Origin of the sequence: Pseudomonas kurunegalensis (genome assembly GCF_030291635.1) — a bacterium.
Taxonomy (GTDB): Bacteria; Pseudomonadota; Gammaproteobacteria; order Pseudomonadales; family Pseudomonadaceae; genus Aquipseudomonas; species Aquipseudomonas monteilii.
Genome location: NZ_CP127871.1, coordinates 1,378,299 through 1,403,511, shown reverse-complemented (window position 1 = coordinate 1,403,511; position 25,213 = coordinate 1,378,299). Strand labels below are relative to the sequence as shown.

31 protein-coding genes are annotated in these 25,213 nt (G+C 62.6%); 13 read left to right on the top strand and 18 right to left on the bottom strand.

Annotated features, from left to right (window positions below):
* Positions 1 to 106: 106 nt before the first annotated feature.
* From QQ992_RS06325 to QQ992_RS06315, 3 genes are read left to right on the top strand one after another with little or no spacing between them, the layout of a single operon-like run.
* The gene (locus tag QQ992_RS06325; protein ID WP_274082466.1) at positions 107 to 1,096 is read left to right on the top strand and encodes a 2-hydroxyacid dehydrogenase; all 990 of its coding nucleotides are present in this window, start codon (positions 107 to 109) and stop codon (positions 1,094 to 1,096) included.
* A gap of 31 nt (positions 1,097 to 1,127) precedes the next feature.
* Positions 1,128 to 1,565, top strand: coding sequence for a hypothetical protein (locus tag QQ992_RS06320; RefSeq protein WP_060501873.1), 438 nt, complete (start codon positions 1,128 to 1,130; stop codon positions 1,563 to 1,565).
* The gene (locus tag QQ992_RS06315; protein ID WP_016715450.1) at positions 1,562 to 1,966 is read left to right on the top strand and encodes an META domain-containing protein; all 405 of its coding nucleotides are present in this window, start codon (positions 1,562 to 1,564) and stop codon (positions 1,964 to 1,966) included. Before QQ992_RS06320 ends, QQ992_RS06315 begins: the two co-directional genes overlap by 4 nt.
* 87 nt (positions 1,967 to 2,053) lie before the next feature.
* On the opposite strand, the gene QQ992_RS06310 is transcribed toward QQ992_RS06315, so the two are convergent.
* A complete protein-coding gene (locus QQ992_RS06310) occupies positions 2,054 to 2,518 on the bottom strand; it encodes a TlpA disulfide reductase family protein (protein WP_060501875.1) in 465 nt (154 codons plus the stop codon).
* Positions 2,519 to 2,603: 85 nt separating this feature from the next.
* Here QQ992_RS06310 and arsC point away from each other — a divergent pair, with 85 nt between their 5' ends.
* The 3 genes from arsC to QQ992_RS06295 are packed head-to-tail and all read left to right on the top strand — an operon-like array spanning position 2,604 to position 3,965.
* Entirely contained in the window at positions 2,604 to 2,957 is a 354-nt protein-coding gene (gene arsC / locus QQ992_RS06305; RefSeq protein WP_105945912.1) for an arsenate reductase (glutaredoxin), read from the top strand.
* Positions 2,954 to 3,559 carry an NAD(P)H:quinone oxidoreductase gene (wrbA, locus tag QQ992_RS06300; protein ID WP_051097458.1) on the top strand — a complete coding sequence of 202 codons (606 nt, stop codon included), beginning with the start codon at positions 2,954 to 2,956 and terminating at the stop codon, positions 3,557 to 3,559. The genes arsC and wrbA overlap by 4 nt, the downstream gene beginning before the upstream one ends.
* Positions 3,552 to 3,965: a DUF2069 domain-containing protein gene (locus QQ992_RS06295; protein ID WP_016715447.1), complete on the top strand. Its 414-nt coding sequence runs from the start codon at positions 3,552 to 3,554 to the stop codon at positions 3,963 to 3,965. The genes wrbA and QQ992_RS06295 overlap by 8 nt, the downstream gene beginning before the upstream one ends.
* 30 nt (positions 3,966 to 3,995) lie before the next feature.
* On the opposite strand, the gene QQ992_RS06290 is transcribed toward QQ992_RS06295, so the two are convergent.
* Together QQ992_RS06290 and ttcA are read right to left on the bottom strand one after the other, a co-directional pair.
* Positions 3,996 to 4,667, bottom strand: coding sequence for a DNA-3-methyladenine glycosylase I (locus QQ992_RS06290; RefSeq protein ID WP_119371074.1), 672 nt, complete (start codon positions 4,665 to 4,667; stop codon positions 3,996 to 3,998).
* A 4-nt stretch (positions 4,668 to 4,671) separates the two neighbouring features.
* Positions 4,672 to 5,496 (bottom strand): tRNA 2-thiocytidine(32) synthetase TtcA, encoded by an 825-nt coding sequence (ttcA, locus tag QQ992_RS06285; RefSeq protein ID WP_016715445.1) that lies wholly within the window; start codon positions 5,494 to 5,496, stop codon positions 4,672 to 4,674.
* Positions 5,497 to 5,758: 262 nt separating this feature from the next.
* On the opposite strand from ttcA, the gene QQ992_RS06280 reads away from it, so the two are divergent.
* Both QQ992_RS06280 and QQ992_RS06275 read left to right on the top strand, forming a co-directional pair.
* The gene (locus QQ992_RS06280) at positions 5,759 to 6,358 is read left to right on the top strand and encodes a Yip1 family protein (protein ID WP_003252385.1); all 600 of its coding nucleotides are present in this window, start codon (positions 5,759 to 5,761) and stop codon (positions 6,356 to 6,358) included.
* A 131-nt stretch (positions 6,359 to 6,489) separates the two neighbouring features.
* Positions 6,490 to 6,984, top strand: a complete 495-nt coding sequence (locus tag QQ992_RS06275) for a SprT family zinc-dependent metalloprotease (RefSeq protein ID WP_286112634.1) — start codon at positions 6,490 to 6,492, stop codon at positions 6,982 to 6,984.
* Positions 6,985 to 7,038: 54 nt separating this feature from the next.
* Here QQ992_RS06275 and fpr read toward each other — a convergent pair whose 3' ends face one another.
* Positions 7,039 to 7,818, bottom strand: a complete 780-nt coding sequence (fpr, locus tag QQ992_RS06270; RefSeq protein ID WP_016501130.1) for a ferredoxin-NADP reductase — start codon at positions 7,816 to 7,818, stop codon at positions 7,039 to 7,041.
* 118 nt (positions 7,819 to 7,936) lie between these two features.
* Here fpr and finR point away from each other — a divergent pair, with 118 nt between their 5' ends.
* Positions 7,937 to 8,863, top strand: coding sequence for a LysR family transcriptional regulator FinR (gene finR, locus QQ992_RS06265; RefSeq protein ID WP_286112633.1), 927 nt, complete (start codon positions 7,937 to 7,939; stop codon positions 8,861 to 8,863).
* On the opposite strand, the gene QQ992_RS06260 is transcribed toward finR, so the two are convergent.
* The 3 genes from QQ992_RS06260 to QQ992_RS06250 all read right to left on the bottom strand — a co-directional run bounded on the left by QQ992_RS06260 (position 8,860) and on the right by QQ992_RS06250 (position 10,839).
* Positions 8,860 to 9,225, bottom strand: a complete 366-nt coding sequence (locus QQ992_RS06260; RefSeq protein WP_010952700.1) for a diacylglycerol kinase — start codon at positions 9,223 to 9,225, stop codon at positions 8,860 to 8,862. The genes finR and QQ992_RS06260 overlap by 4 nt on opposite strands.
* A 73-nt stretch (positions 9,226 to 9,298) precedes the next feature.
* The gene (gene erdR / locus QQ992_RS06255; protein ID WP_003252375.1) at positions 9,299 to 9,949 is read right to left on the bottom strand and encodes a response regulator transcription factor ErdR; all 651 of its coding nucleotides are present in this window, start codon (positions 9,947 to 9,949) and stop codon (positions 9,299 to 9,301) included.
* Positions 9,950 to 10,128: 179 nt separating this feature from the next.
* On the bottom strand, positions 10,129 to 10,839 hold the full coding sequence (locus tag QQ992_RS06250) for a tRNA-uridine aminocarboxypropyltransferase (RefSeq protein ID WP_286112632.1): 711 nt from the start codon (positions 10,837 to 10,839) through the stop codon (positions 10,129 to 10,131).
* Between the two features lie 217 nt (positions 10,840 to 11,056).
* Between QQ992_RS06250 and QQ992_RS06245 the strand changes: the two genes are divergently transcribed.
* Entirely contained in the window at positions 11,057 to 11,476 is a 420-nt protein-coding gene (locus QQ992_RS06245; RefSeq protein WP_286112631.1) for a quorum-sensing-regulated virulence factor family protein, read from the top strand.
* A gap of 15 nt (positions 11,477 to 11,491) precedes the next feature.
* On the opposite strand, the gene QQ992_RS06240 is transcribed toward QQ992_RS06245, so the two are convergent.
* A complete protein-coding gene (locus QQ992_RS06240) occupies positions 11,492 to 11,701 on the bottom strand; it encodes a hypothetical protein (protein WP_198752368.1) in 210 nt (69 codons plus the stop codon).
* 160 nt (positions 11,702 to 11,861) lie between these two features.
* Here QQ992_RS06240 and QQ992_RS06235 point away from each other — a divergent pair, with 160 nt between their 5' ends.
* Positions 11,862 to 12,983, top strand: a complete 1,122-nt coding sequence (locus QQ992_RS06235; protein WP_019099313.1) for an LOG family protein — start codon at positions 11,862 to 11,864, stop codon at positions 12,981 to 12,983.
* Between the two features lie 49 nt (positions 12,984 to 13,032).
* Here QQ992_RS06235 and recX read toward each other — a convergent pair whose 3' ends face one another.
* The 4 genes from recX to QQ992_RS06215 form a co-directional block, all read right to left on the bottom strand.
* Complete coding sequence (gene recX, locus QQ992_RS06230; protein ID WP_016715436.1) at positions 13,033 to 13,503, bottom strand: recombination regulator RecX; 471 nt, start codon at positions 13,501 to 13,503, stop codon at positions 13,033 to 13,035.
* 21 nt (positions 13,504 to 13,524) lie between these two features.
* Complete coding sequence (gene recA / locus QQ992_RS06225) at positions 13,525 to 14,592, bottom strand: recombinase RecA (protein WP_105945906.1); 1,068 nt, start codon at positions 14,590 to 14,592, stop codon at positions 13,525 to 13,527.
* A gap of 103 nt (positions 14,593 to 14,695) precedes the next feature.
* Entirely contained in the window at positions 14,696 to 15,178 is a 483-nt protein-coding gene (locus tag QQ992_RS06220; protein WP_286112629.1) for a CinA family protein, read from the bottom strand.
* 55 nt (positions 15,179 to 15,233) lie between these two features.
* Positions 15,234 to 16,301 (bottom strand): hypothetical protein, encoded by a 1,068-nt coding sequence (locus QQ992_RS06215; RefSeq protein ID WP_286112628.1) that lies wholly within the window; start codon positions 16,299 to 16,301, stop codon positions 15,234 to 15,236.
* 186 nt (positions 16,302 to 16,487) lie between these two features.
* Between QQ992_RS06215 and mutS the strand changes: the two genes are divergently transcribed.
* Both mutS and fdxA read left to right on the top strand, forming a co-directional pair.
* Positions 16,488 to 19,061: a DNA mismatch repair protein MutS gene (mutS, locus tag QQ992_RS06210; protein ID WP_286112627.1), complete on the top strand. Its 2,574-nt coding sequence runs from the start codon at positions 16,488 to 16,490 to the stop codon at positions 19,059 to 19,061.
* Between the two features lie 140 nt (positions 19,062 to 19,201).
* Positions 19,202 to 19,525, top strand: coding sequence for a ferredoxin FdxA (gene fdxA / locus QQ992_RS06205; RefSeq protein ID WP_012270863.1), 324 nt, complete (start codon positions 19,202 to 19,204; stop codon positions 19,523 to 19,525).
* 515 nt (positions 19,526 to 20,040) lie between these two features.
* On the opposite strand, the gene rpoS is transcribed toward fdxA, so the two are convergent.
* The 6 genes from rpoS to ispF form a co-directional block, all read right to left on the bottom strand.
* Positions 20,041 to 21,048 carry an RNA polymerase sigma factor RpoS gene (gene rpoS, locus QQ992_RS06200; protein ID WP_003252351.1) on the bottom strand — a complete coding sequence of 336 codons (1,008 nt, stop codon included), beginning with the start codon at positions 21,046 to 21,048 and terminating at the stop codon, positions 20,041 to 20,043.
* A 108-nt stretch (positions 21,049 to 21,156) separates the two neighbouring features.
* A complete protein-coding gene (locus QQ992_RS06195) occupies positions 21,157 to 22,017 on the bottom strand; it encodes a peptidoglycan DD-metalloendopeptidase family protein (protein WP_286112625.1) in 861 nt (286 codons plus the stop codon).
* Positions 22,018 to 22,232: 215 nt separating this feature from the next.
* Complete coding sequence (locus tag QQ992_RS06190) at positions 22,233 to 22,871, bottom strand: protein-L-isoaspartate(D-aspartate) O-methyltransferase (RefSeq protein ID WP_164525271.1); 639 nt, start codon at positions 22,869 to 22,871, stop codon at positions 22,233 to 22,235.
* Positions 22,872 to 22,906: 35 nt separating this feature from the next.
* The gene (gene surE / locus QQ992_RS06185) at positions 22,907 to 23,656 is read right to left on the bottom strand and encodes a 5'/3'-nucleotidase SurE (protein ID WP_119371083.1); all 750 of its coding nucleotides are present in this window, start codon (positions 23,654 to 23,656) and stop codon (positions 22,907 to 22,909) included.
* A complete protein-coding gene (gene truD, locus QQ992_RS06180) occupies positions 23,644 to 24,702 on the bottom strand; it encodes a tRNA pseudouridine(13) synthase TruD (RefSeq protein WP_016712912.1) in 1,059 nt (352 codons plus the stop codon). Before truD ends, surE begins: the two co-directional genes overlap by 13 nt.
* Positions 24,699 to 25,172 carry a 2-C-methyl-D-erythritol 2,4-cyclodiphosphate synthase gene (gene ispF, locus QQ992_RS06175; RefSeq protein WP_016501146.1) on the bottom strand — a complete coding sequence of 158 codons (474 nt, stop codon included), beginning with the start codon at positions 25,170 to 25,172 and terminating at the stop codon, positions 24,699 to 24,701. Before ispF ends, truD begins: the two co-directional genes overlap by 4 nt.
* Positions 25,173 to 25,213 lie beyond the last annotated feature (41 nt).

Here is a 25,213-nt window from a genome sequence, read left to right as displayed (position 1 = left end):
CGAAACAGATGTAGGAGCGAGCTTGCCCCGCGAAGCGCCGCGCGGGCGGCGCTCGATCTCACAAGCAGCGCCCCACCCAAGACATGCACCTCAAAGGAGCCCCACCATGCGCGCCCTGTTGTTCAGCAGCCAGCACTACGACCAGGAAAGCTTCACCCGGGCCGCCAGTGGCAGCACCCTGGAGCTGCATTTCCAGCCTGCCCGTCTGACCCTCGACACCGCCGCCCTGGCCAGCGGCTACGAAGTCGTCTGTGCCTTCATCAATGACGAACTCGACGCCCCGGTGCTGCAGCGCCTGGCCGCCGGTGGCACACGCCTGATCGCCCTGCGTTCGGCCGGCTACAACCACGTCGACCTCGCGGCGGCCCAGCGGCTGGGCCTTGCGGTGGTTCGCGTGCCGGCCTACTCGCCACACGCCGTGGCCGAGCACGCCGTGGCGTTGATCCTGGCCCTCAACCGGCGCCTGCACCGGGCCTATAACCGTACCCGCGAAGGTGATTTCACCCTGCACGGGCTCACCGGTTTCGACCTGCACGGCAAAACCGTCGGCGTGGTCGGCACCGGCCAGATCGGCGCGGCCTTTGCCCGCATCATGGCCGGTTTCGGCTGCCAACTGCTGGCCTACGACCCCTACCCCAACCCGGAACTGCTGGCCCTCGGTGCACGCTACCTGACCATGCCCGAGTTGCTGCGCGAAGCCCGCATCATCAGCCTGCACTGCCCGCTGACCGAGCACACCCGTCACTTGATCAATGCACAAAGCCTGGCCCACCTCCAACCCGGAGCCATGCTCATAAACACGGGCCGTGGCGCGCTGGTCGACACCCCGGCACTGATCGATGCGCTGAAAAGCGGCCAACTCGGCTACCTGGGCCTGGATGTCTACGAAGAAGAAGCCCAGCTGTTCTTCGAAGACCGCTCCGACCTGCCCCTGCAGGACGATGTGCTGGCGCGCCTGCTGACCTTCCCCAACGTGATCATCACGGCTCACCAGGCCTTCCTCACCCGCGAGGCGCTGGATGCCATCGCTGCGACCACGCTGGACAACATCAACCGCTGGGCGGCTGGCAATCCACAGAATCTGGTGATGGGTTAATGCTAGGATACGCGGCATTTCTGGAGGACCCATGGTCGAGCACGATTTCCGCTACACCCTTTTCAACCCGCAACACACCCTGATCGAGTGCCGCGCACTGGTGCCAGGCCGCTACCAGGTCACTGGCAACGGCGGCTCGATGCACAAAGGCGACACCCTGCTGGTCACCCTCAAAGGCAGCAAGGACCTGTCCATGCGCCTGACCGTGGAAAGCGTGCGTCACCTGATCAATCCGCGCGGCCAGTGGGTTGCCGTGGCCAGCGGCCCGGTGTTCAACGAACTGGAAATCCTCACCTGGCAGGTCGAGTGCGACAGCTGCGATGCCGTGCTGGACTTCGAGTTTGCCGTGGACGCCAAGCTGGGCAAACAAGCCCGCCAACCCGCCGCCAGCGCGCGCATTGCCGAACTGGGTTGGGCCAGCCGTGGCGACAAACACCTGTGCCCGCGTTGCCAGGAGAGCGCCGAGTGAAAAATCTGCTGACCGGCGTGCTGATTGCCACCGGCCTGCTCGGCTGCGCCGCAGAACCTTCGAAGCTGCAGCAGGAACGCAGCTATGTGCTGGAATGGATTGGCGAACGCCCGCTGATCGACTACAGCCACCTCACCCTGACCCTGGCCAGCGACGGCCGCGCCTACGGCAATGGCGGTTGCAACCACTGGTTTGCGCCGTACACGCTGGACGGTGAGCACCTGAGCTTCGGCAAGGTCGGCAAGACCCGCAAGCTGTGCGCGCCAGCGTTGATGGAGCAGGAAAAGCGCTTCTTGCAGGCACTGGAAACGGTACAGCGCTGGGATGTGTCGCCGGTGGAGCAGATGCGCTTCTGGCCAGCCCAGGGTAAACCGCTGCGGTTCTGGCCTGAAGAAGGCTGAAAACAGCTACAAGCTGCGAGCTTCAAGCCACAAGAAAAAGCAGAGTGAGCACCGATCTGCCTTTCCTTGCAGCTTGCAGCTTGCAACTCACCCTTGTTTGAGGGCCTTGATCTTGGCCTGCAACCCTTCCAGGGTCTGCTCGCCCAACAGCTGCTCACGCACCTTGCCCTTGTCATCGATGATGTAGGTCACCGGCAGCGCCTCGCTGCGTGGCAGGTCGTAGCGCTCGGCCGGGTCCTGGGCCAGCACGGTAAAACCGATGCCCAGGGTTTCAGCGGCCTGTTTCAGGTCCTGACCCTGCAAGCCATCGAAATTCACCCCCACCACCTTGATGCCATCGGCCGCCCACTGCTTGGCCGCCGCGTTCAGTTCCGGGATCTCGGTACGGCACGGCCCGCACCATTCAGCCCAGTAGTTGAGCACCAGCCAGTGCCCGTCGATCTGTTCGGCCTTAACCGTATTACCGTGTTGGTCCACGCCATAATCGGCACCGCAACCACCGAGCAACAGGCTCGCGGTGATGGCCAGTACTGCTGCCAGACGCCTTGCCATGGGTCAATCCTTCTCGAGTTTTAAAGCAAATTGGTCAGTCGCTGCGGTTAGAATAGCCGCCACACCCTGCTGGATGCGACCCGACATGACCGACCTCACGCTCTATCATAACCCGCGCTGCTCGAAATCCCGCGGCGCGCTGGAACTGCTCGAAGCCCGCGGCCTGGCGCCAACCATCGTGCGCTACCTGGAAACCCCGCCCGACGCCGCGACCCTCAAGGCCCTGCTCGCCAAACTGGGCATCACACCACGCCAACTGCTGCGCACAGGTGAAGACGCGTACCAGGACCTGAACCTGGCTGACCCGGCTTTGACCGATGCACAACTGATCGACGCCATGACCCAGCACCCCAAGCTGATCGAACGCCCGATCCTGGTCGCCGGTGACAAGGCCGTGGTCGGTCGCCCACCGGAAAAAGTGCTGGAGATCCTGCCGTGAGCGCCCCGTACATCCTGGTGCTGTATTACAGCCGCCATGGTTCGACCAGCGAAATGGCCCGGCATATCGCGCGCGGCATCGAGCTGGCCGGCATGGAGGCGCGCCTGCGCACGGTGCCTGCGATCTCCACCGAATGCGAAGCCGTCGCGCCGGATATTCCGGCCAGTGGCGCGCTGTACGCCACCCTGGACGACCTGCGCCACTGCGCCGGCCTGGTGCTGGGCAGCCCGACCCGTTTCGGCAACATGGCAGCGCCGCTGAAGTACTTCCTGGACGGCACCAGCAGCCTGTGGCTGGGTGGCGAACTGGTCGGCAAGCCGGCTGGCGTGTTCACCTCCACCGCCAGCCTGCACGGCGGCCAGGAAACCACCCTGCTGTCGATGATGCTGCCGTTGATGCACCACGGCATGCTGGTGATGGGCCTCCCCTACAGTGAGTCGGCCTTGCTGGAAACCCGCGGCGGCGGCACCCCTTACGGCGCCAGCCACCATGCCGGTGCCGATGGCAAGCGCGAGCTCGACCAACACGAGATCACCCTGTGCCGCGCCCTTGGCCAACGCCTGGCGACCACCGCCAAGGCCCTGGAGGCCGCGCGTGGCTAAAAAGCCCAAGGTGTTGCCGCCACTGGAATGGCTGGCACCGCGCCTGCGCCTGACGCGAGCGTTGAGCCTGGCGTTTTTCTTCGGCCTGATCGCTTTGCTGGTGGTCAACAACCTGTGGTTTGCCAACCTGCACGGGGCACGGGTCGAGGTGATCCTGGCGATCGAACTGGTGCCGCTGCTGTTGCTGCTGCCGGGCATGCTGACAGGCAGCGCCCGGGCACATGCCTGGACCTGCTTCGTGGTGAACATCTACTTCATCAAGGGCGTGCTGGCGGCATTCGACCCGGCGCGGGCGGTGTTCGGCTGGGTTGAAGTGCTGGTGAGCCTGGGGTTGTTCATTGCCGGGCTGCTGTATGTGCGCTGGAAGTTCCAGCATGAGCGGCGCCTGGCGGGCGAAGGTAATTAACATCTGGGGCCGCTTTGCGGCCCCAAAATCTCAATGGTTGACGGTATGCGCCAGCATCACCGACAACTGGCACAGCGGCCGTCCGCTCTCGGCATGCCACTGGTTGAACGCCTGTTGCACCAGGGCCAGGTCACGCTGGCTGGTCGGCTGCTTGTCGATCACTTTCTGCGCAATCAACGCCGCCGCCATGTCATCGGTGGGAATGAACGTATCCTTGCCGACCATGCGCAAAAAGCGTGGCGCCGACAACCCGCCCAACTGGTTGCCATGCTTGGCCAGGTACTTCCATAACCCGACAATGTCGGTCACCGGCCAGTCAGCGATGAACGCGCCGAAGCTGCCGTTCTCTTTGGCGATATCAAGCACCATCTGCGCATTGCGCGGCACGCTCTTGAGCTTGCCCATATGACGGATGATGCGCTCATCCTGCATCAGCCGCTCCAGGTGCTCGGCGCCCATCAGCACCACCTTCTCCGGGTCGAAACCGAAGAACACCTGCTCGAACGCCGGCCACTTGGCATCCACCAGGCTGTGCTTGAGCCCGGCGCGGAACACACGCAAGGCCAAGGTCGACAGGTAGCGGTCATCACTGATGCCACGCAACTGCGCCGGCGTGCGCGGCTGCGGCAGGAATGCCTCCAGCGCCTGGGCCGAGCCAAAGCGGTTCAGGCAGTACTCATGCAGCCACTGGTAGTCGCGCATAGGCTCAGATGTTCACCACGTCGAGGAAGCGCGGGGTAGCGTTTTCGTCGATCTTCAGGCTGGTGAAGTCGAACAGGTTGCGGTCGGCCAGTTGCGACGGCGCCACGTTCTGCAGGGCGCGGAAAATGCTCTCGGTACGGCCCGGGTGCTTGCGCTCCCACTCCACCAGCATGTCCTTGACCACCTGGCGCTGCAGGTTTTCCTGCGAGCCGCACAGGTTGCACGGGATGATCGGGAATTCCTTCATGTCCGAGTAGGCCTGGATGTCCTTCTCGCTGCAGTAGGCCAACGGGCGGATCACCACGTTGCGGCCATCATCGGCGCGCAGCTTCGGCGGCATGCCCTTGAGCGCACCGTTGAAGAACATGTTGAGGAAGAAGGTTTCGACGATATCGTCGCGGTGGTGCCCCAGGGCCATCTTGGTCGCGCCGATTTCGTCGGCGAAGGTGTACAAGGTGCCACGGCGCAAGCGCGAGCACAGCGAGCAGGTGGTCTTGCCTTCGGGTACCAGTTCCTTGACCACCGAGTAGGTGTCTTTCTCGACGATGTGGTACTCGACGCCCAGCTCCTTGAGGTAGGCCGGCAGCACGTGCTCGGGGAAGCCCGGTTGCTTCTGGTCCATGTTCACCGCAACGATCTCGAACTTGATCGGTGCCACCTTCTGCAGGTGCAACAGAACGTCGAGCATGGTGTAGCTGTCCTTGCCGCCAGACAGGCAGACCATGACCTTGTCGCCATCCTCGATCATGTTGTAGTCGGTGATGGCTTCGCCGGCGAGACGACGCAGGCGTTTTTGCAGTTTGTTCTGGTTGACCGAGAGGGTGCCCATAGCGCTTGAATCCGCGAGGTGTGACAAAAGGCGGCTATTTTACGCACAAACGCAGCGCCGCTGTAGGCATTCCGATAAAGACTTCAATGTAATCAACAGTACGCCTGACAGCGCAATTTGCTCTAAAAAGCACGGTTTATGCCGGCAACAGCTTCCTATACTGCGACATAAGGCCACATTACCGCTTGCTTCGGTGTTCGGGCCTCGGGCCGCTTGCGCTCCATCTGGGGGGCGTTTGGCAACATTGAGAGGAGTGACCGGCATGATTCATCACGTTGTGGGGCTGTTTACCCATCCCGACCAGGAATGGCGGGAAATCCGTGGCGAAGAAGAAACCATCAGCCACATGTACCTGACGCACACCCTTATCCTGGCGGCGATTCCCGCCGTTTCGGCGTTCATCGGCACCACCCAGGTCGGCTGGGTGATCGGCGACCGGCCAGCCGTGATGCTGACCATGGAAAGCGCCATCTGGATGAGCATCATGTCGTACCTGGCAATGCTCGCCGGGGTGGCGGTAATGGGCGCATTCATCCACTGGATGGCCCGCACCTACGATGCTAACCCGTCCATGGCGCAGTGCATCGCCTTTGCCACCTACACCGCCACCCCTTTGTTCATCGGCGGCCTGGCAGCGCTTTACCCGCACTTGTGGCTGGGCATGCTGATCGGCACGGCCGCCATCTGCTACACGGTGTACCTGCTGTATGTCGGCTTACCGACGTTCATGAACATACCGTCCGACGAAGGCTTCCTGTTCTCAAGCTCCGTGCTGGCGGTGGGCCTTGTGGTACTGGTGGCGATCATGGCCGCCACGGTGATTATCTGGGGATTGGGCGTGGGGCCCGTCTACACCAACTAGAACAGATTCAACCAACACTGGGGCATCAACCAGGGGCCGCCGCAAGGCGGCCTCTGGCTGTGCGCTGACCGATGGCTCGGCACCCCCGCTGCAGTTGCGGCATAATGCCCGGTCAGGAGAACCACCCCGCCATGCCCGAGCTGCTCAGACAACGCGTCGAAACCTGTTACCAGCAAGCCGAAACCTTCTTCAAACGCCCCTTCCCGCGCCCGGAAGTCAGCTTCAAGCTGCGCGGGCAAAAAGCCGGGGTTGCCCACCTGCACGAGAACCTGCTGCGTTTCAACCTGCAGCTCTACCGCGAAAACCAGGAAGACTTCCTGCGCCAGACCGTGGCCCACGAGGTGGCACACCTGGTGGCCCACCAGCTGTTCGGCGACCGCATCCAGGCCCATGGCGAGGAATGGCAGCTGATCATGCGCGGGGTGTACGAGCTGCCGCCCAACCGGTGCCACAACTACGAAGTGCAACGGCGCGCGGTCACCCGCTACATCTACCGTTGCCCGTGCCCACAGGGTGATTTCCCGTTTACCGCACAGCGGCACAAGTTGGTGCGCCAGGGGCGGCGGTACCTGTGCAAGCGCTGCCGGGAAATTTTGGTGTACAGCGGCGAGACGCGGGTCGAATAGGCCTCAAAACGAAGAAGGCGACCCAAGGGTCGCCTTCTTGTACCAGCCTGCCCCTTACTTCTCGACGAAGGCACGCTCGATCAGATAGTCACCCGGCTCGCGCATGCGGGCGGAAACTTTCAGGCCGAAGCTGTCCAGCACTTCGCTGGTCTCGTCGAGCATGCTCGGGCTGCCGCAGATCATCGCACGGTCGTCCTGCGGGTTGATCGGTGGCAGGCCGATGTCGCTGAACAGCTTGCCGCTGCGCATCAGGTCGGTCAGGCGGCCCTGGTTCTCGAACGGCTCACGGGTCACGGTCGGGTAGTAGATCAGCTTGTCGCGAACCGACTCACCGAAGAACTCGTTCTGCGGCAGGTGCTCGGTGATGAACTCGCGGTAGGCCACTTCGTTCACGTAACGCACGCCATGCACCAGGATCACTTTTTCGAAGCGCTCGTAGGTTTCCGGGTCCTGGATGACGCTCATGAACGGCGCCAGGCCAGTGCCGGTGCTCAGCAGATACAGGTGCTTGCCCGGGTTCAGGTCATCGAGTACCAGGGTACCGGTAGGCTTCTTGCTGATGATGATCTCATCGCCTTCCTTCAGGTGCTGCAGCTGCGAGGTCAGCGGGCCGTCCGGCACCTTGATGCTGAAGAACTCCAGGTGCTCTTCCCAGTTCGGCGAAGCGATGGAATAGGCACGCATGAGCGGACGGCCGCTTTCCTGCTGCAAGCCGATCATCACGAACTGACCGTTCTCGAAGCGCAGGCCCGGGTCGCGGGTGCACTTGAAGCTGAACAGGGTGTCATTCCAGTGGTGCACACTGAGGACACGTTCGTGGTTCATGTTGCTCATCGATGGGGCTCCTGAAGAAAAACGCAGCGCGCAAAACGCGCAGTTGCGCGATAGTTTAGGGGCAGCGACAATATCTGTTAACTGGATTATCAAGATATGTGTTATCGGTTATATCGATATGCGATTCACACTTCGTCAACTGCAAGTCTTCGTCGCCGTCGCCCAGCATCAAAGCGTCTCTCGGGCCGCCAGCCTGCTGGCGTTGTCGCAGTCGGCCGCCAGCACCTCCATCACCGAGCTTGAGCGGCAATCGAGCTGCCAGTTGTTCGACCGCGCCGGCAAGCGCCTGGCCCTCAACGCCCTGGGCCATCAACTGCTGCCACAGGCGGTGGCCCTGCTCGATCAGGCCAAGGAAATCGAAGACCTGCTCAATGGCAAGTCCGGTTTCGGCTCGCTTGCGGTCGGCGCCACGCTGACCATCGGCAACTACCTGGCCACCCTGCTGATCGGCAGCTTCATGCAGACCCACCCGGAAAGCCAGGTAAAGCTGCATGTACAGAACACTGCACATATCGTGCAACAGGTGGCGCATTACGAAATTGATCTGGGTCTAATCGAAGGTGACTGCAACCACCCGGACCTGGAAGTACAGCCGTGGGTCGAAGACGAACTGGTGGTGTTCTGCGCGCCGCAGCATCCACTGGCCAGGCTGGGCCGCGCCGATATCGAAAGCTTGTCGCAAGAGGCGTGGATCTTGCGCGAGCAAGGTTCGGGCACGCGCCTGACCTTCGACCAAGCCATGCGCCATCACCGCGCCAACCTCAACATCCGCCTGGAGCTGGAGCACACCGAAGCCATCAAGCGCGCGGTGGAGTCAGGCTTGGGCATCGGCTGCATTTCACGCTTGGCGCTGCGTGACGCCTTCCGCCGTGGCAGCCTGGTGGCAGTGGAAACCCCCGAGCTGGACCTGATGCGCCAGTTCTACTTCATCTGGCACAAACAGAAATACCAGACGTCGGCCATGCGAGAGTTTCTGGAGCTGTGCCGCAGCTTCACTGCGGGCTTTACCCGCAGTGATGAAATCGTGTTGCCACCAATCGCTTAAAGCAGGATCACGCCCCACACCAGCGCGACCATGGTCAGTGCCACCAGTTGCGCGGCGCTGCCCATGTCCTTGGCGTTTTTCGACAGGGGGTGACGCTCCAGCGAGATGCGGTCGATGGCCGCTTCCACCGCCGAGTTGAACAACTCGACGATCAGGCCCAGCAAGCACACCGCGATCATGATCGCCCGTTCCGCACGGCTGACCGGTAACCAGAAGGCGATCGGGATCAGCAGCACGTTGAGCAGCACCAGCTGACGGAACGCGGCCTCGCCCTTGAAGGCGGCGCGCAGGCCATCCAGCGAGTAGCCGGCGGCGTTGAAGATGCGTTTGAGGCCGGTCTGGCCCTTGAATGGCGATGTCATGTGAGTCACTTCACAACGGAAAGGCCAGCAGACTAGACCGGCACGGGTCAAAAAAGCGTGAAGCCACGCGCAGTCAGTTGCTGGCAACCGATTCAAGTTGTTGCAGCAGCAGCGCAGCCTGGGTGCGGGTACGCACGCCCAGCTTGCGGAAGATCGCGGTCACATGGGCTTTGATGGTTGCTTCCGACACGCTCAGTTCATAGGCGATCTGCTTGTTCAGCAGGCCTTCGCAAACCATGGTCAATACGCGGAACTGCTGCGGCGTGAGGCTGGCCAGGCCTTCGCTGGCGGCCTTGGCCTCGGCCGACACATCCACCTTTTCGAACGCCTGTGGCGGCCACCAGACCTCGCCATCGAGCACCTTGCGCACCGCATCCTGAATCACTTCCAGGGTGCTGGACTTCGGAATGAAGCCACTGGCGCCAAACTCACGGGACTTGACCACCACGGCGGCCTCTTCCTGCGCCGACACCATCACCACGGGGATCTGCGGGTATTGCCCGCGCAGCAGCACCAGCCCGGAAAAACCGTAGGCACCCGGCATGTTCAGGTCCAGCAGCACCAGGTCCCAGTCGGCTTTTTCGCTCAGACGGGTTTCCAGTTCGGCAATGCTCGCGACTTCGACCAGGCGTACATCCGGGCCCAGGCCGAGGGTAACGGCCTGGCGCAGGGCGCCACGGAACAGTGGGTGGTCATCGGCAATCAGGATTTCGTAAGTGGCCATCGATCTAAGGATCCTGTTCTGTGCCAGGCGCTCGAGGGTAAGGGAAGCGTCCGGCGGGGAATCGGCGCCAAGGATGCCGAGCACGGTCAAGGGTGGTCAAGCCGATCGCCCTGCCGTCTCGCCCACCCTGGCTGCCAGCTCCGTCATTATGAACCAAAGCAGGGGTTGTGCCCCTTGGACTATAGGAAGGTATGCAAACGCTGGTGGGTGTCGTCCTGCTCGTCCAGTGGCAGGCGCCGCTTGCCGCTCAGGTAATGCAGGCTGAAAACATCCAGGTAGGCATCCAATGCCTGCGAGGCCTGGCTGTCGCCGGCCAGGTCCAGGCACATGGCGGCCACTTCTGCCGTGCAGAAGTGATCGTCACGCTTGGAACGCCGCAGGCGGTAACGCGACATCTGCTCGGCCTGCAGGCTCAACACCGGGAAGCGGTCCAGGTACGGGCTTTTGCGGAACATTTTGCGCGCCTCGGTCCAGGTGGCATCCAGCAGGATGAACAACGGGCGCTTGCCCGGCTCACGCACCACCTCGCTGACCACCCGCTGCTCAGCCACGAACTCGCCCGGGAAGACGATGTAGGGCTGCCAGCGCGGGTCGTCGAGCAGGGCCAGCAAACGCTCGTCGACCGAGGTGCGCAGCCAGCCAAAAGCGGAAGTGTCTTCGATCAGGTCGGCAATCAGCCAGCCGGTGTTGGTAGGCTTCAACGGCTCGGTGTCGTGCATCAGCAGGCACACGCCGGAGTCAGCCTGTACACGGGGTTTCCAGGCACACAGGCAATGGGTGGCAATCACCCGGCAATCCGGGCAACGCTCTGCACGCGAACCACGGGCGATGAATGGCTTGTTGCTGCGGGCCAGGCGTTCGGCGCGCAAGCTCGCTACCGCATGGCTCATGCCAGCAGGCCTCTGGTCGATTTGGAAATGGGCACAAGGATGACTCGGAGAACACAAGGGCGCCAGTCTACCAGAACAGGGGGCAATTGCTGTGCAGGCTGCAAGGCGGTCTTTATAATCGGGCCTTTACCGTGCCCGGACCTTGCCTTGCGCGATTTCACGGAACACCGTCGACCCGCGCATGTCAAAGCGCCAGTCATCGAACCAGGAGAGATTCATGCTGCGCCTTATCGCCCCCGCCCTGAGCCTGTTGCTCGCCCTGCCTTTGGCAGCACAGGCGGCATCCAAGCAGGACTACGACCTTAACAAGATGCTGCAGAAGGTTGCCAAAGAAAGCAGCGTCGGCACCCCGCGCGCCATCAACGAGGACATCCTCGACCAGGGTTACACCGTAGAGGGCAAGGCGCTGATCAACCACCTGAGCGTGCGCCAGAGCCACGCCGAGCGCATGCAGGCCAACCCCGAGCAGGTACGCAGCCAGCTGGGCGACAGCGTTTGCCGCAACAGCGGGTTCCGTAACCTGATGTCCAAGGGTGCGGTCATGGTCTACCGTTTCACGGTCTACAAGACCAACCAGCCAATCATGGATCAGGCCTTCGACAGTGCCAGCTGCGTGGCCGGCAACAAGAAGAAGTAACAGCCGCGTATCACGCTACACCTGCTCCTTCTCGCGGGCGCACCAGCGCCCTTCGGCGGCATCGGCGCGCATTTCGGCCAACAACGCCTGCAGGTACCGCGACTGGCACTCCAGCCCCTCCAGCCTGCGGCGGCACTCGGCCTCAAGGCTCAGGTGATGCACCTGGGCCGCGCTCTCCAGCAGCCGGTAGAGCTGCCCGTCCACTTCGATGATCAAGCGATGCATACCGCCACCTCCTGCATCGACACGTTTCGCTTTACCAGTTAACCAAACCCGTGCCGCCAATGGGTGCATGCCGACAGGCGGCGCTGCCAAACAACCCGGCACGATCGGGCGCGACGGTCTAGATTGAGGTCATAGGCATTGGTGCAGAAGGAGACGTTGCATGCCTTACCAATCGAATGAACTGCTGTTCAGCCACTTCCGCGACAACAACATCGACCTGAGCAACATCGACGCACAACTGCAGCTGGTAGCACCTGACAGCCCCAACTTGCCGCTGTACCGCGACATGATGCTGACCATCCTGCGCATGGCCCATGACGACAGCGACCGCTGGAGCGCCAAGATCACCTTGCAAGCCCTGCGCGAACTGGACCAGTCGTTCCGCACCCTGCAGCGCTACAAAGGTCGGCGCAAGGTGACCGTGTTCGGTTCGGCACGTACCCCGCTGGAACACCCGATGTATGCCTTGGCCCGCGAACTGGGCGCCACCTTGGCACGCTCCGATCTGATGGTCATTACCGGAGCGGGTGGCGGCATCATGGCGGCCGCCCACGAAGGCGCCGGCAGCGAGCACAGCCTGGGGTTCAACATCACCCTGCCCTTCGAACAACATGCCAACCCCACGGTAGGCGGTACCGACAAGCTGTTGCCGTTCCACTTTTTCTTCATCCGCAAGCTGTTTTTTGTCAAAGAGGCTGATGCCCTGGTGCTGTGCCCAGGCGGTTTCGGCACCCTGGACGAAGCGCTGGAGGTTCTGACCCTGATCCAGACCGGCAAAAGCCCATTGGTGCCGGTGGTGCTGCTGGACTCGCCTGGCGGCAGCTTCTGGCGAGACTGCCTGGACTTCATCAGCCGCCAACTGGAAGAAAACCGCTACATCCTGCCCAGCGATCTGAAGCTGGTGCGCCTGGTGCACAGTGCCGACGAGGCGGTGGAGGAAATCAACCAGTTCTACAGCAACTACCACTCCAGCCGCTGGTTGAAGAGCCAGTTCGTAATCCGCATGCACCACCCGCTCAGCGAAGCAGCGCTGTATGACATCCAGGAGGGTTTTGCCGACTTGCGCCTGAGTGGCAAGTATCACCAGCAGCCAGACAGTGGCGCCGAGCATGAGGTGGGTAATTTCAGCCACCTGACCCGCTTGTCGTTCGCCTTCAATGGCCGGGATCAGGGCCGGCTGCGCGAGCTGGTGGACTTCATCAACCTGCCGGAAAACTGGGCCAAGCCGCAGCCGATGCATACCACGCAGCGGGCCAGGGAGGCGTTGAAGGTCAGCTCTTGAGTGTCGCCTGCTTTGGGGCCGCAGCGCGGCCCCGGCACTTCAGCAATGATCAGTAATCATCCAGATCCCGCCCACTGAGCAGGCGACCGATCAAATCCATGGGGAAGCCCCGGTAAGCGAGAAACCGGGTCTGCTGGGCACGGCTACGCGGGTCTTGCGGGCGCTGCCCGGCGAACTTGCGCTGCCACACATCACGCATGCGCTCTGCCCAATCCACCTCGCTCTCGCGTAGCGCCTGCTCGATATCAGCACGCGCCAAACCACGCTGCCCAAGCTCTTCGCGAATACGCGCAGGGCCATAGCCAGAGCCGGAACGGTAGCGGATAAAGCTTTCAAGGTAGCGGGCTTCACTCAGCAGCCCTTCTTCGGCAAGCCGATCGAGCTCAGGCTCGATCAACTCATCCGAAGCGCCGCGCTGACGCAGCTTGCGCGTCAGCTCGACGCGACCGTGCTCACGTCGCGCGAGCAGGTCCATGGCTGTCCGCCGAATGGCGACGGGGGTGTCGAGTACGGCGGACATGTTCAGCTATCTACCGCGCAATCAATAACCGGCGTCAGCGTCGGCCATGTCATCGGCATCAGCTTCGGCAGCCGCAGCTTTGCCAGCAGCAGCGACAGCGCCAGAAGTCAGCAACTTGTCGCGAATCTGCTTCTCGATCTCGGCACCAATCGCCGGGTTCTCAGCCAGGTACTTGGCGGCGTTGGCTTTACCTTGACCGATCTTGTTGCCCTGGTAGGCATACCAGGCACCGGACTTCTCGACCAGACCTTGGGAAACACCCAGGTCGATGATTTCGCCGTTGCGGTAGATACCCTTGCCGTAGAGGATCTGGAACTCGGCCTGACGGAACGGTGGCGAAACCTTGTTCTTGACGATCTTGACGCGGGTTTCGCTGCCGACCACCTCGTCGCCTTCCTTGACCGCACCCGTACGACGGATGTCCAGGCGCACCGAGGCGTAGAACTTCAGGGCGTTACCACCGGTGGTGGTTTCCGGGCTGCCGAACATTACGCCGATCTTCATACGGATCTGGTTGATGAAGATGACCAGGCAGTTGGCGTTCTTGATGTTACCGGTGATTTTGCGCAGCGCCTGGGACATCAGGCGAGCCTGCAGGCCCACGTGCATGTCACCCATTTCGCCTTCGATTTCGGCCTTCGGCACCAGGGCAGCCACGGAGTCGACGATGATCACGTCAACAGCGTTGGAACGCACCAGCATGTCGGTGATTTCCAGGGCCTGTTCGCCGGTGTCCGGCTGCGAAACCAGCAGGTCGTCGACGTTGACGCCCAGCTTGCCCGCGTATTCAGGGTCGAGGGCGTGCTCGGCGTCGACGAAGGCGCAGGTGGCGCCGTTTTTCTGGGCTTCGGCGATGACCGACAGGGTCAGCGTGGTTTTACCCGACGATTCCGGGCCGTAGATCTCGACGATACGGCCTTTTGGCAGGCCGCCAATGCCCAGTGCGATGTCCAGGCCCAGCGAGCCGGTGGAGATGGCCGGGATAGCCTGGCGCTCGTGGTCGCCCATGCGCATGACTGCGCCTTTACCGAATTGGCGTTCGATCTGACCCAGGGCCGCAGCCAAGGCGCGCTTCTTGTTGTCGTCCATTGAAATCCTCACGTGTTCGACGTGGCCCTGACGGCCGGAATACCTGTATAAGTAGCCAGTATTATTCCACAGGCCGGCGCTCACGCAAACCCCTGTCGTCGATTTACTCGGCACCAAGCTGTAACAAGCCGTCTAACGCGGCGATCACCGTCTGTCGGCGCACCGCCTCGCGGTCACCGTCGAACTGCCGGCGCTCGCTGAAGACCCGGCTGCCATCGCCCCAGGCCAGCCACACGGTACCCACCGGCTTGGCGGGCGAGCCACCGTCCGGCCCGGCCACCCCGCTTACCGCCACGGCAAAGCGCGCGCCACTGGCGGCCTGGGCACCACGAACCATGGCTTCGACCACTTCCTGGCTAACCGCACCCACTTGGCCGAACAGCGCCTCTGGCACGCCCAACTGGCGGGCTTTCTGGGCATTGGAATACGTCACATAGCCGGCCTCGAACCAGGCCGAACTACCGGGTACGCGGGTAATGGCTTCGGCAATGCCGCCGCCGGTGCAGGATTCAGCGGTGGTTACCTGCGCACTGAAGCGGCGCAGGTGTTCACCCAGGCGGGTGGCAAGCGTGGTGATCGGGTCCATACAGGGCTCCTTAAAAGGCTGCCCTCTACCCTATCACCCTGCCCCGACCCCTGGCTCAGGAAACCTGCAGGTTTTGCCGGGCAATTTCGCCGAACGCATGCTCGTCACGGCGCCCCAGCCGCGGCAGCCCTTCAGGCCAGCCCTCGCCCCAGTCGAAGCCGTCCAGCTTGCGCATGTCTTCGATTGCCGAACGCCACCAGATCTCCTTACACGCGCGCTGGTAGTCGTCACCGTTCATCACACTGCCGTACAGCAGCTTGCGGCCAATACCCCTCAGCTCGCGAGGCACCCGCTTGAGGCTCCACTTCACCGAAAGCCGCGCCTGCCAAGAAGGTACAGGGCGATGCGCCGGCACTTTGAGGGCCAGGCCTGGCATCCGTGAATTGAAGCCTTCGCCATGCCTGGCAAAGAAAATTTCCAGGATGGCATGCACGTACTGCTTCATCGCGAAGTAATGGCTGATCACGCCACGCGCCTCATTGACCTGTGCGCCGTGCAGCTCGAAGGAAAAGGCGATCTGCTCGATGGTGTGCAAATCAGCGGCATAAGGTGTCCAGGCGTCGATGCGCGGTATGGCACGCTCGGCAATGCCGACATTGCAGCGGGCAAAGCCCATGACACCGCTGTTGCACAGCCGTAAATCATCGGCAGGTGCATTCCCGGCCTCGACAAGCCCGGCGCTGAAGTTACGGTAGTCGTGGCAACGCGAGGCCTCGGCCCAGCTCATTTCCACCTCGTCGACCAGAAACTGCCCTGCATCGACCTGGCTGAAAAGCTTGTGCGGCGACTGCAGGAACACCGTATCGGTATCGATGAACACGGTCTTGTCCGCCCACTGCCCGGCCTGGGCAATGGCGCAAGCCTTGCGCCGATGGGTGTAGCCACCGTCGCCAGTCCAGGCCTGCAGGGTCTGCTCATCCAGGGCGATCACTTCCACCGGCCAGCCGACGAAGGCTTGTGGCTGATCGGTAAGTACGCGAATTACCGGCAGCTCTGCCGGCTTGCAACGCGCCAATGCGGTGAGGATGCTGAGCTTGGCCTCCAGCTGATAGATCCGGCGCTCGCCATACAGGAGGTAGATCAGCTGTTGTTTTACATGAGGGACAGGGCTGGACACATTCATCGTGCAGGTCACGGCTGGTGGCATTTGTCGAGGGCCGCGCATTCTAGAGGCTAATGCGGCTCAGCTCCACCATTGCCCGCCAAGCTGCACCCAGATGCCCGCAGCCTGCGCCTGCATCGTGACGAAAAAGCCTGTACCATTGCGGGTTTACCATCGCCAACCAGATCACCCGCTGTAAGGCCCTGAATGTCAGATCTTTCCGCACACACCCCGATGATGCAGCAGTACTGGAAGCTGAAAAACCAGCACCCGGACCAGCTGATGTTCTACCGCATGGGCGACTTCTACGAGATCTTCTACGAAGATGCCAAGAAGGCCGCAAAACTGCTGGACATCACCCTGACCGCGCGCGGTCAGTCTGCTGGCCAGTCCATCCCCATGTGCGGGATTCCGTTCCATTCGCTGGAAGGCTACCTGGCCAAGCTGGTCAAGCTGGGCGAATCGGTGGTGATCTGCGAACAGATCGGCGACCCGGCCACCAGCAAGGGCCCGGTCGAACGCCAGGTGGTGCGCATCATCACCCCCGGCACGGTCAGCGACGAAGCCCTGCTCGACGAGCGCCGCGACAACCTGATTGCCGCGCTGCTCGGTGACGAACGCCTGTTCGGCCTGGCCGTGCTGGACATCACCAGCGGCAACTTCAGCGTGCAGGAGATCAAGGGCTGGGAAAACCTGCTGGCCGAACTCGAGCGCCTGAACCCGGTCGAGCTGTTGATCCCCGACGACTGGCCACGCGACCTGCCTGCCGAGAAGCGCCCGGGCGCCCGCCGCCGCGCCCCGTGGGACTTCGATCGCGACTCGGCGCGCAAAGCGCTGTGCCAGCAGTTCGCAACCAAGGACCTCAAAGGCTTTGGCTGCGACAAGCTGACCCTGGCCATTGGCGCCGCCGGTTGCCTGCTGACCTACGCCAAGGAAACCCAGCGCACCGCCCTGCCGCACCTGCGCAGCTTGCGCCACGAGCGCCTGGACGACACGGTCATCCTCGATGGCGCCAGCCGGCGCAACCTGGAGCTGGACGTCAACCTGGCGGGTGGGCGTGACAACACCCTGCAATCGGTGGTCGATCGTTGCCAGACCGCCATGGCCAGCCGCCTGCTGAGCCGTTGGCTGAACCGCCCGTTGCGCGACCTCAAAGTACTGCAGGCACGTCAGGACTCGATCCGTTGCCTGCTCGACAGCTACCGCTTCGAGAAGCTGCAGCCACAGCTGAAGGAAATTGGCGATATCGAGCGCATCCTCGCCCGTATCGGCCTGCGCAATGCCCGCCCTCGTGACCTGGCGCGCCTGCGCGATGCCTTGGGCGCGTTGCCCGAGCTGCAAAACGCCATGACCGAGCTTGAGGCGCCGCACCTGGCGCGCCTGGCAGCCATTACCGGCACCTACCCGGAGCTGGCCAGCCTGCTGGAGCGTGCAATCATCGACAACCCGCCGGCGGTGATCCGCGACGGCGGCGTGCTCAAGGCCGGCTATGACAGCGAGCTGGACGAGCTGCTGGCCATCAGCGAAAACGCCGGCCAGTTCCTGATCGACCTGGAAGCCCGGGAAAAGGCCCGCACCGGCCTGGCCAACCTCAAGGTCGGCTACAACCGCGTGCATGGCTACTTCATCGAGCTGCCGACCAAGCAGGCCGAACAGGCACCGGGCGACTACATTCGCCGCCAGACGCTCAAGGGTGCCGAGCGCTTCATCACCCCCGAGCTGAAAGCGTTCGAGGACAAGGCACTGTCGGCCAAAAGCCGTGCCCTGGCCCGCGAGAAGATGCTCTACGACGCCCTGCTGGAAACCCTGATCAGCCACCTGGCGCCGCTGCAGGACAGCGCCGCCGCCTTGGCCGAACTGGATGTACTCAGCAACCTGGCCGAACGTGCGCTGAACCTCGACCTCAACTGCCCGCGCTTCGTTGACGAGCCGTGCCTGCGCATCGAGCAGGGCCGCCACCCGGTGGTGGAACAGGTGCTGACCACACCATTCGTGGCCAACGACCTGGGCCTGGACAACAGCACGCGCATGCTGATCATCACCGGCCCGAACATGGGCGGTAAGTCCACCTACATGCGCCAGACGGCCCTGATCGTGCTGCTGGCGCACATCGGCAGCTTCGTACCGGCAGCCAGCTGCGAGCTGTCACTGGTCGACCGCATCTTTACCCGCATCGGCTCCAGTGACGACCTGGCTGGCGGGCGCTCGACCTTCATGGTCGAGATGAGCGAAACCGCCAACATTCTGCACAACGCCACCGACCGCAGCCTGGTGCTGATGGATGAAGTAGGCCGTGGCACCAGCACCTTCGACGGCCTGTCGCTGGCCTGGGCCGCCGCCGAGCGCCTGGCGCAATTGCGTGCCTACACCTTGTTCGCCACCCACTACTTCGAGCTCACCGTACTGCCGGAGAGCGAGCCGCTGGTGGCCAACGTGCACCTCAATGCCACCGAGCACAACGAACGTATCGTGTTCCTGCACCACGTCCTGCCTGGCCCTGCCAGCCAAAGCTACGGCCTGGCCGTGGCGCAACTGGCCGGTGTGCCGACGGCGGTCATCCAGCGCGCCCGCGAACACCTGGGGCGCCTGGAAACCACCAGCCTGCCGCATGAGCCGGCCCCGGCCCAGAAAGCCAAGGACACGCCACAAGTGCCGCACCAGAGCGACCTGTTCGCCAGCCTGCCACACCCGGCCATCGAGAAGCTGGGCAAGCTGCAGCTGGACGACATGACCCCGCGTCAAGCTATCGAAATGCTATATCAACTAAAGAACCTGTTATAACGGCAGCCACTACAAGCTGGTAGAATCCGCCGCGGTTTGCTGGTGCTGCAGGTTATTAGCCTGGCCTGCAGCCACATACCTGTAAACCGCGCGGCCCTGAGAGGAAGGGCCGCCGCCGTCGCCTGAGGAGAGAACTAGAAATGACCTTCGTCGTCACCGACAACTGCATCAAATGCAAATACACCGACTGCGTGGAAGTCTGTCCGGTGGACTGCTTCTACGAAGGCCCGAACTTCCTGGTCATCCACCCGGACGAGTGCATCGACTGCGCCCTGTGCGAACCGGAGTGCCCAGCACAAGCCATCTTCTCGGAAGACGAAATCCCTGCCGGGATGGAGAACTTCATCGAGCTGAACGCCGAACTGGCGGAAGTCTGGCCGAACATCACCGAACGTAAGGACGCCCTGCCGGACGCTGAAGAGTGGGACGGCAAGACTGGCAAGATTGCAGACCTGGAGCGCTAATAGCGCCCGGACACGAAAAAGGCCCCTCGGGGCCTTTTTTGTTTTTCTGCGGGCAAAAAAAAGGGGCGGTTTGACCCGCCCACATTTTTTCCGTAGTCCCTGCTTGTCCCAAACATCATCCTGATGAAATCGCGTCTTGCGATGTCCTTGGCCTCCTCCCTGGAAGCCTGTGCATGTCCGTGTGCACAGTTCGAATACTAGCGGCTTCAGCTGAGCGGGCAAGCGCGAAACCTCACAAGGTATTACACGGGACACATTTCCACACAGGCGAATAACGCATGATTTTCAATAAGTTGGAAAAATACCGGGGCTGAAAACGACAATGATTTACTGAGACTTGCATAGATAGCTTACAAAACAAGTAAGAAAAGGCTTACATGCAATGTTACCGAGGTGGCGCCATACATCACGGGACTGCTTTGTTGCCCCCCGACAGACGCAAACGAAAGACCTGTTTTCACCACACACAAAAACGCCCCGAGGTCATCGGGGCGCTTTTGATTTACAGGCTTTCGCTACTGGAACAACGACTCGCTGGACAGGCCGTTCTTCTCCAGGATCTCACGCAGGCGCTTGAGCCCTTCTACCTGGATCTGCCGCACCCGTTCCCGGGTCAGGCCAATCTCCAGGCCAACATCCTCCAGGGTGCTGCTTTCATGCCCGCGCAGGCCAAAACGGCGTACCACCACTTCACGCTGCTTGTCGGTCAACTCCCCCAGCCACTGGTCGATGCTCTGCGACAGGTCGTCATCCTGTAGCAGCTCGCACGGGTCTGTCGGGCGGTCGTCGGTCAGGGTGTCGAGCAGGGTCTTGTCCGAATCCGGGCCAAGCGACACATCCACCGAAGACACCCGTTCGTTCAGGCCGAGCATGCGCTTGACCTCGGCGACGGGCTTCTCCAGCAACGTGGCGATTTCTTCCGGGGAGGGTTCGTGGTCCAGCTTTTGGGTCAGCTCGCGCGCCGCGCGCAGGTAGACGTTCAGCTCTTTGACCACATGGATCGGCAAGCGAATGGTGCGGGTCTGGTTCATGATCGCCCGCTCGATGGTCTGGCGAATCCACCAGGTCGCATAGGTCGAGAAACGGAAACCACGCTCCGGGTCGAACTTCTCGACCGCACGGATCAGCCCCAGGTTGCCCTCCTCGATCAGGTCGAGCAGCGACAGGCCACGGTTCACGTAACGACGGGCAATTTTAACAACCAGGCGCAGGTTGCTTTCGATCATGCGCTTACGGCCAGCAGGGTCACCCTTTTGCGACAAACGCGCAAAATGCACCTCCTCTTCCGGCGAAAGCAGCGGCGAGAAGCCGATTTCGTTGAGATACAGCTGGGTGGCATCGAGCGCCCGGCTGTAATCGATGTACTTGTGTTGCTTGAGCGAAGAGCCCGACTTGGCCCTCGTCCGAACCGAAGATACAGCAGGTTCGTCTGACACCACATCCGTTTCCAAAACGATACCCGTCTCCATCAGGAGGACGTCATCGTCGATGTCAAACTCCGGCACTTCTTTACTGAGAGCCATTGTTATAGTCCTTTGCTGAGTTCGAACTCAGACTCGAGCGGCACCTTTATCCCTGGCAGCGCTTGAGCCTGTCCCCTCTACATCACAGGAACAGGCCGGGTACAACGATCAACGGCGTGGCAGGAACTGGAGTGGATCGACGGGTTTGCCCTGGCGGCGAATCTCGAAATGCAGCTTCACCCGATCTGTGCCCGTAGACCCCATTTCAGCAATCGACTGCCCTGCCTTGACCTGCTGCCCCTCCCGAACCAACAGCCTGCGGTTATGACCGTAGGCACTGACGTAGGTATCACTGTGCTTGATGATAATCAGCTCGCCGTAGCCCCTTAAACCACTCCCGGCGTAAACCACCGCACCATCAGACGCAGCAAAAACAGGCTGTCCCAAATCACCGGCGATATCAATGCCTTTATTCAAACTACCGTTTGAAGCGAATTTTCCAATCAGCACGCCGTTGGCAGGCCAGGTCCAGCCGCCTACGGCGCGCTCTGCCGCAGGCACGGTGGTGGCAACCGGCGTACTGGTGGAGGCTGCCGGCGTTGCCGGTTTGCTGGTGTTGGCAGGCGTCACGGCAGTCGTGCCCACGGGCCTGCGGGTGACCGTGGTGCGGCTCGATGAAGAGGGGCTGGACACCACCGTGGTACTGCTGCTGGAACCGCTGCTGAAACGAATCGCTTGCCCCGGGCGAATGGTATAAGGCGCCGCGATGCCGTTGCGTGCGGCCAGCTCCTTGTAGTCCCAGCCGTAGCGGAAGGCAATGGAGAACAGCGTGTCACCCGGCTTGACGACGTACTGCCCGGACGTCACCGCCGGGCGCTTGGGCGCGGTGTTATTGCGGTCGACCACCCGCGCACTGCTGTTGCTGCTGGTGCTCGAGCAACCCACCAGTAGCGTGCCCATGGCCAGTGCAATCACCAGAAGCTTGAAACCCGACCCGTCCTTGCGCTGCCGAATGACTGTGTGACCCACCCGCGCTCCCCTCATGGTGCCGAAAAACGATATGAAGACAAGAAATGCAATATTGTTGCAATTATAACCAAGCCGGCCAGTAATGGCAGGCGGGTGCAAAAGGCTGTTGCAATACCCCGGTGCGAGCTAGCGCTTTCTACCGCCAGATAGACAGGGCGAAGCGGCAAGAATTCGCCGCTGGCGCAAAAATACCGCGCGGCTCATACCCGCAAGCCTCAGGCCAGCGGACCATTGAGTAGCGGAACGAAGCGCACGGCCCCCAGCACGCGCCGGGAGAATCCATGCTCCTCGCGCACGATCAGCATCAGTTGCTGCGCTTCGCCGGTCGCCCCCACCGGGATCACCATGCGCCCCCCGGGTGCAAGCTGATCAAGCAATGCCTGCGGCACTTCTGGCGCCACCGCCGTGACGATGATGCCGTTGTACGGCGCCAGCGCCGGCCAGCCTTCGCAGCCATCGCCCCAGCGGAATACCACGTTGCGCAGGTTCAGCTCCACCAGGCGCTCTTTGGCCCGGTCCTGCAGCACCTTGATACGCTCCACCGAAAACACCCGCTCCACCAGCTGGGCCAGGATCGCCGTCTGGTAGCCTGAGCCGGTACCAATCTCCAGCACCTTGTCCAGCGGACCGGCCTCGAGCAGCAGCTCGCTCATGTGGGCAACCATGAACGGTTGCGAGATGGTCTGGTTGTGGCCAATGGGCAATGCGGTGTCTTCGTAGGCACGATGCGCCAGTGCCTCGTCGACGAACAGGTGGCGCGGGGTGCGACGAATCACGTCGAGCACCTTGGTGTTCGAAACGCCCTCTTCGCACAGACGCTGGATCAGCCGTTCCCGGGTACGCTGGGAGGTCATGCCGATGCCGCGGCGCAGCATATCGTCCTCGCGCATCAGAGCAGGCCCTCCAGCCAACCGTCGAGCTGCTCGAAGGCATCATTGAAGGTGCGGTCGAGTTGCAACGGGGTGATCGATACATAGCCCTGCATCACCGCGTGGAAGTCGGTACCCGGGCCACCGTCCTCGGCATCGCCGGCCACGGCGATCCAGTAACCTTCCTTGCCGCGCGGGTTGACCACCTTGGTCGGTGCCGCCGCCCGCGCCCGGTGACCGAGGCGGGTGAGCCGGATGCCACGAATGTGCTCCAGCGGCAGGTTGGGAATGTTTACGTTGAGCACGGTGCGGGGTGGCAGCGTCAGGCGCGACTGGGCCTCGACCAGGCGGCGGGCGATATGGGCCGCGGCCGGCAGGTTGTCCGGCTGGCGCGACAACAGCGAAAACGCCAGCGACGTGCCACCCAGGAAGCGGCCTTCCAACGCTGCGGCGACCGTGCCCGAATACAGCACGTCATCGCCCAGGTTGGCACCGAGGTTGATCCCCGACACGACCATGTCCGGCGTGTGCGGCAACAGCCCATTGAGCCCCAGGTGCACACAGTCGGTCGGCGTGCCGTTGAGGCTGATGAAACCGTTGGCCAGGGTTTGCGGGTGCAGTGGCCGGTCCAGCGTCAGCGAACTGCTGGCGCCGCTCTTGTCTTGCTCCGGGGCGATCACCGAGCACTCGGCGTAATCCGCCAGCGCAGCGTGCAGCGCGGCGATGCCGGGCGCAGTAACACCGTCGTCGTTCGAAATCAGAATACGCATGGGCTGTCCGTCTGCCCTGCCGACACCAGATCCACGACTTCACGCACCACCACGGTGGCGAAGCATCCGGCCGGCAGGACGAATTCCAGTTGCAGGATATCAGGCTCGGGATAATGCCATGTCAGGCCGCCAATAGGGAGCCGCAAAATGCGCCGTTCGTGATCCATGCCCGCCTGGGCCAACCACTGGCAAAGTGCCGGTTGGTCTGCACCGACGGCGTTTTCCAGGCGGGCAGTGGCCCCGTCCGCAGGCGAAGCGCCCTCGCCCCACATCGGGCCGGTCGGGTGCAGATCGAGAATCGCCAGACGCGGGTCGGCACATTCCGCCTCTCCCGCCGGGAAAAAGCTACGGCTGTCAGTGAATGCCAGCAGGTCGCCGACCTGCGCCCGCGCCCAGCTACCTTCGGCGACACGCGCAGCCAGCACCTGATTGAACAGGTAGCTGCGCCCGGCCGAAAGCAGCCGCGAACGCACGTTGCGCTGCTCGGGCAAGGCTTTGCGCGCCGCCCAGTCGAGGGCGTCATGGACGTTGCCGCCGCCGTGACCGAAGCGCTGGGTGCCGAAATAGTTGGGTACACCGTGCTGCTTCAGCTGTTCCAGGCGCGCGTCCAGCGCCTGGTGATCCGCCGCCAGGGCCGTCAGGCGCAGGGTGAAGCCGTTGGCCGAATGCGCGCCACGCTGCAGCTTGCGCTGGTGACGCACCTGCTTGAGCACGCGCAGGCTGGCATCCTCGGCACGCGACAGGTCCGGGTCGGCCTTGCCTGGCAGGTGCAGGCTGAACCACTGACGGGTCAGGGCCTGACGGTCCTTGAGCCCGGCATAGCTGATGGTGCGCACCGGCACACCGGCGGCGCGCGCCAGGCGGCGAGCGGCCTCTTCGGTGTTCAGGTCACGCTTCTCGACCCATAGCCACAAGTGCTCGCCCTGGCCGGACAGTGGAATATCCAGCACTTCGTCGACCTGGAAGTCTTCGGCCACCGCCTTGAGGACGGCGGTGCCCAGTGGTTCACCCGATGCGCGCGGGCCCAGCAGTTCCAGTTCGGTCATGCTGGCAGCAGCAGGGCGACCGAATGCACGGCAATACCCTCCTCGCGGCCGGTGAAGCCCAGCTTTTCAGTGGTGGTGGCCTTGACGTTGACCTGGTCGAGCTCGACCTGCAGGTCCTCGGCGATCAGCTGGCGCATGGTCTCGATGTGCGGGGCCATCTTCGGCGCCTGGGCGACGATGGTGGCGTCGACGTTGCCGACCTTCCAGCCCTTGGCCTTGACAATGCCGACCACATGGCGCAGCAGCACGCGGCTGTCGGCACCCTTGAACTGTGGGTCGGTGTCGGGGAAGTGCTTGCCGATGTCGCCCAGCGCCGCAGCACCCAGCAAGGCATCGCTCAGGGCGTGCAGCAGCACGTCGCCGTCGGAGTGGGCCAGCAGGCCGTATTTGTGGGGGATACGCACCCCGCCCAGGGTAATGAAATCACCGTCGCAGAAACGGTGCACATCGTAGCCGTGGCCAATACGCATAAGAAAACGCCCTGAATGAGTCAGGGCGTGATTCTACCTGC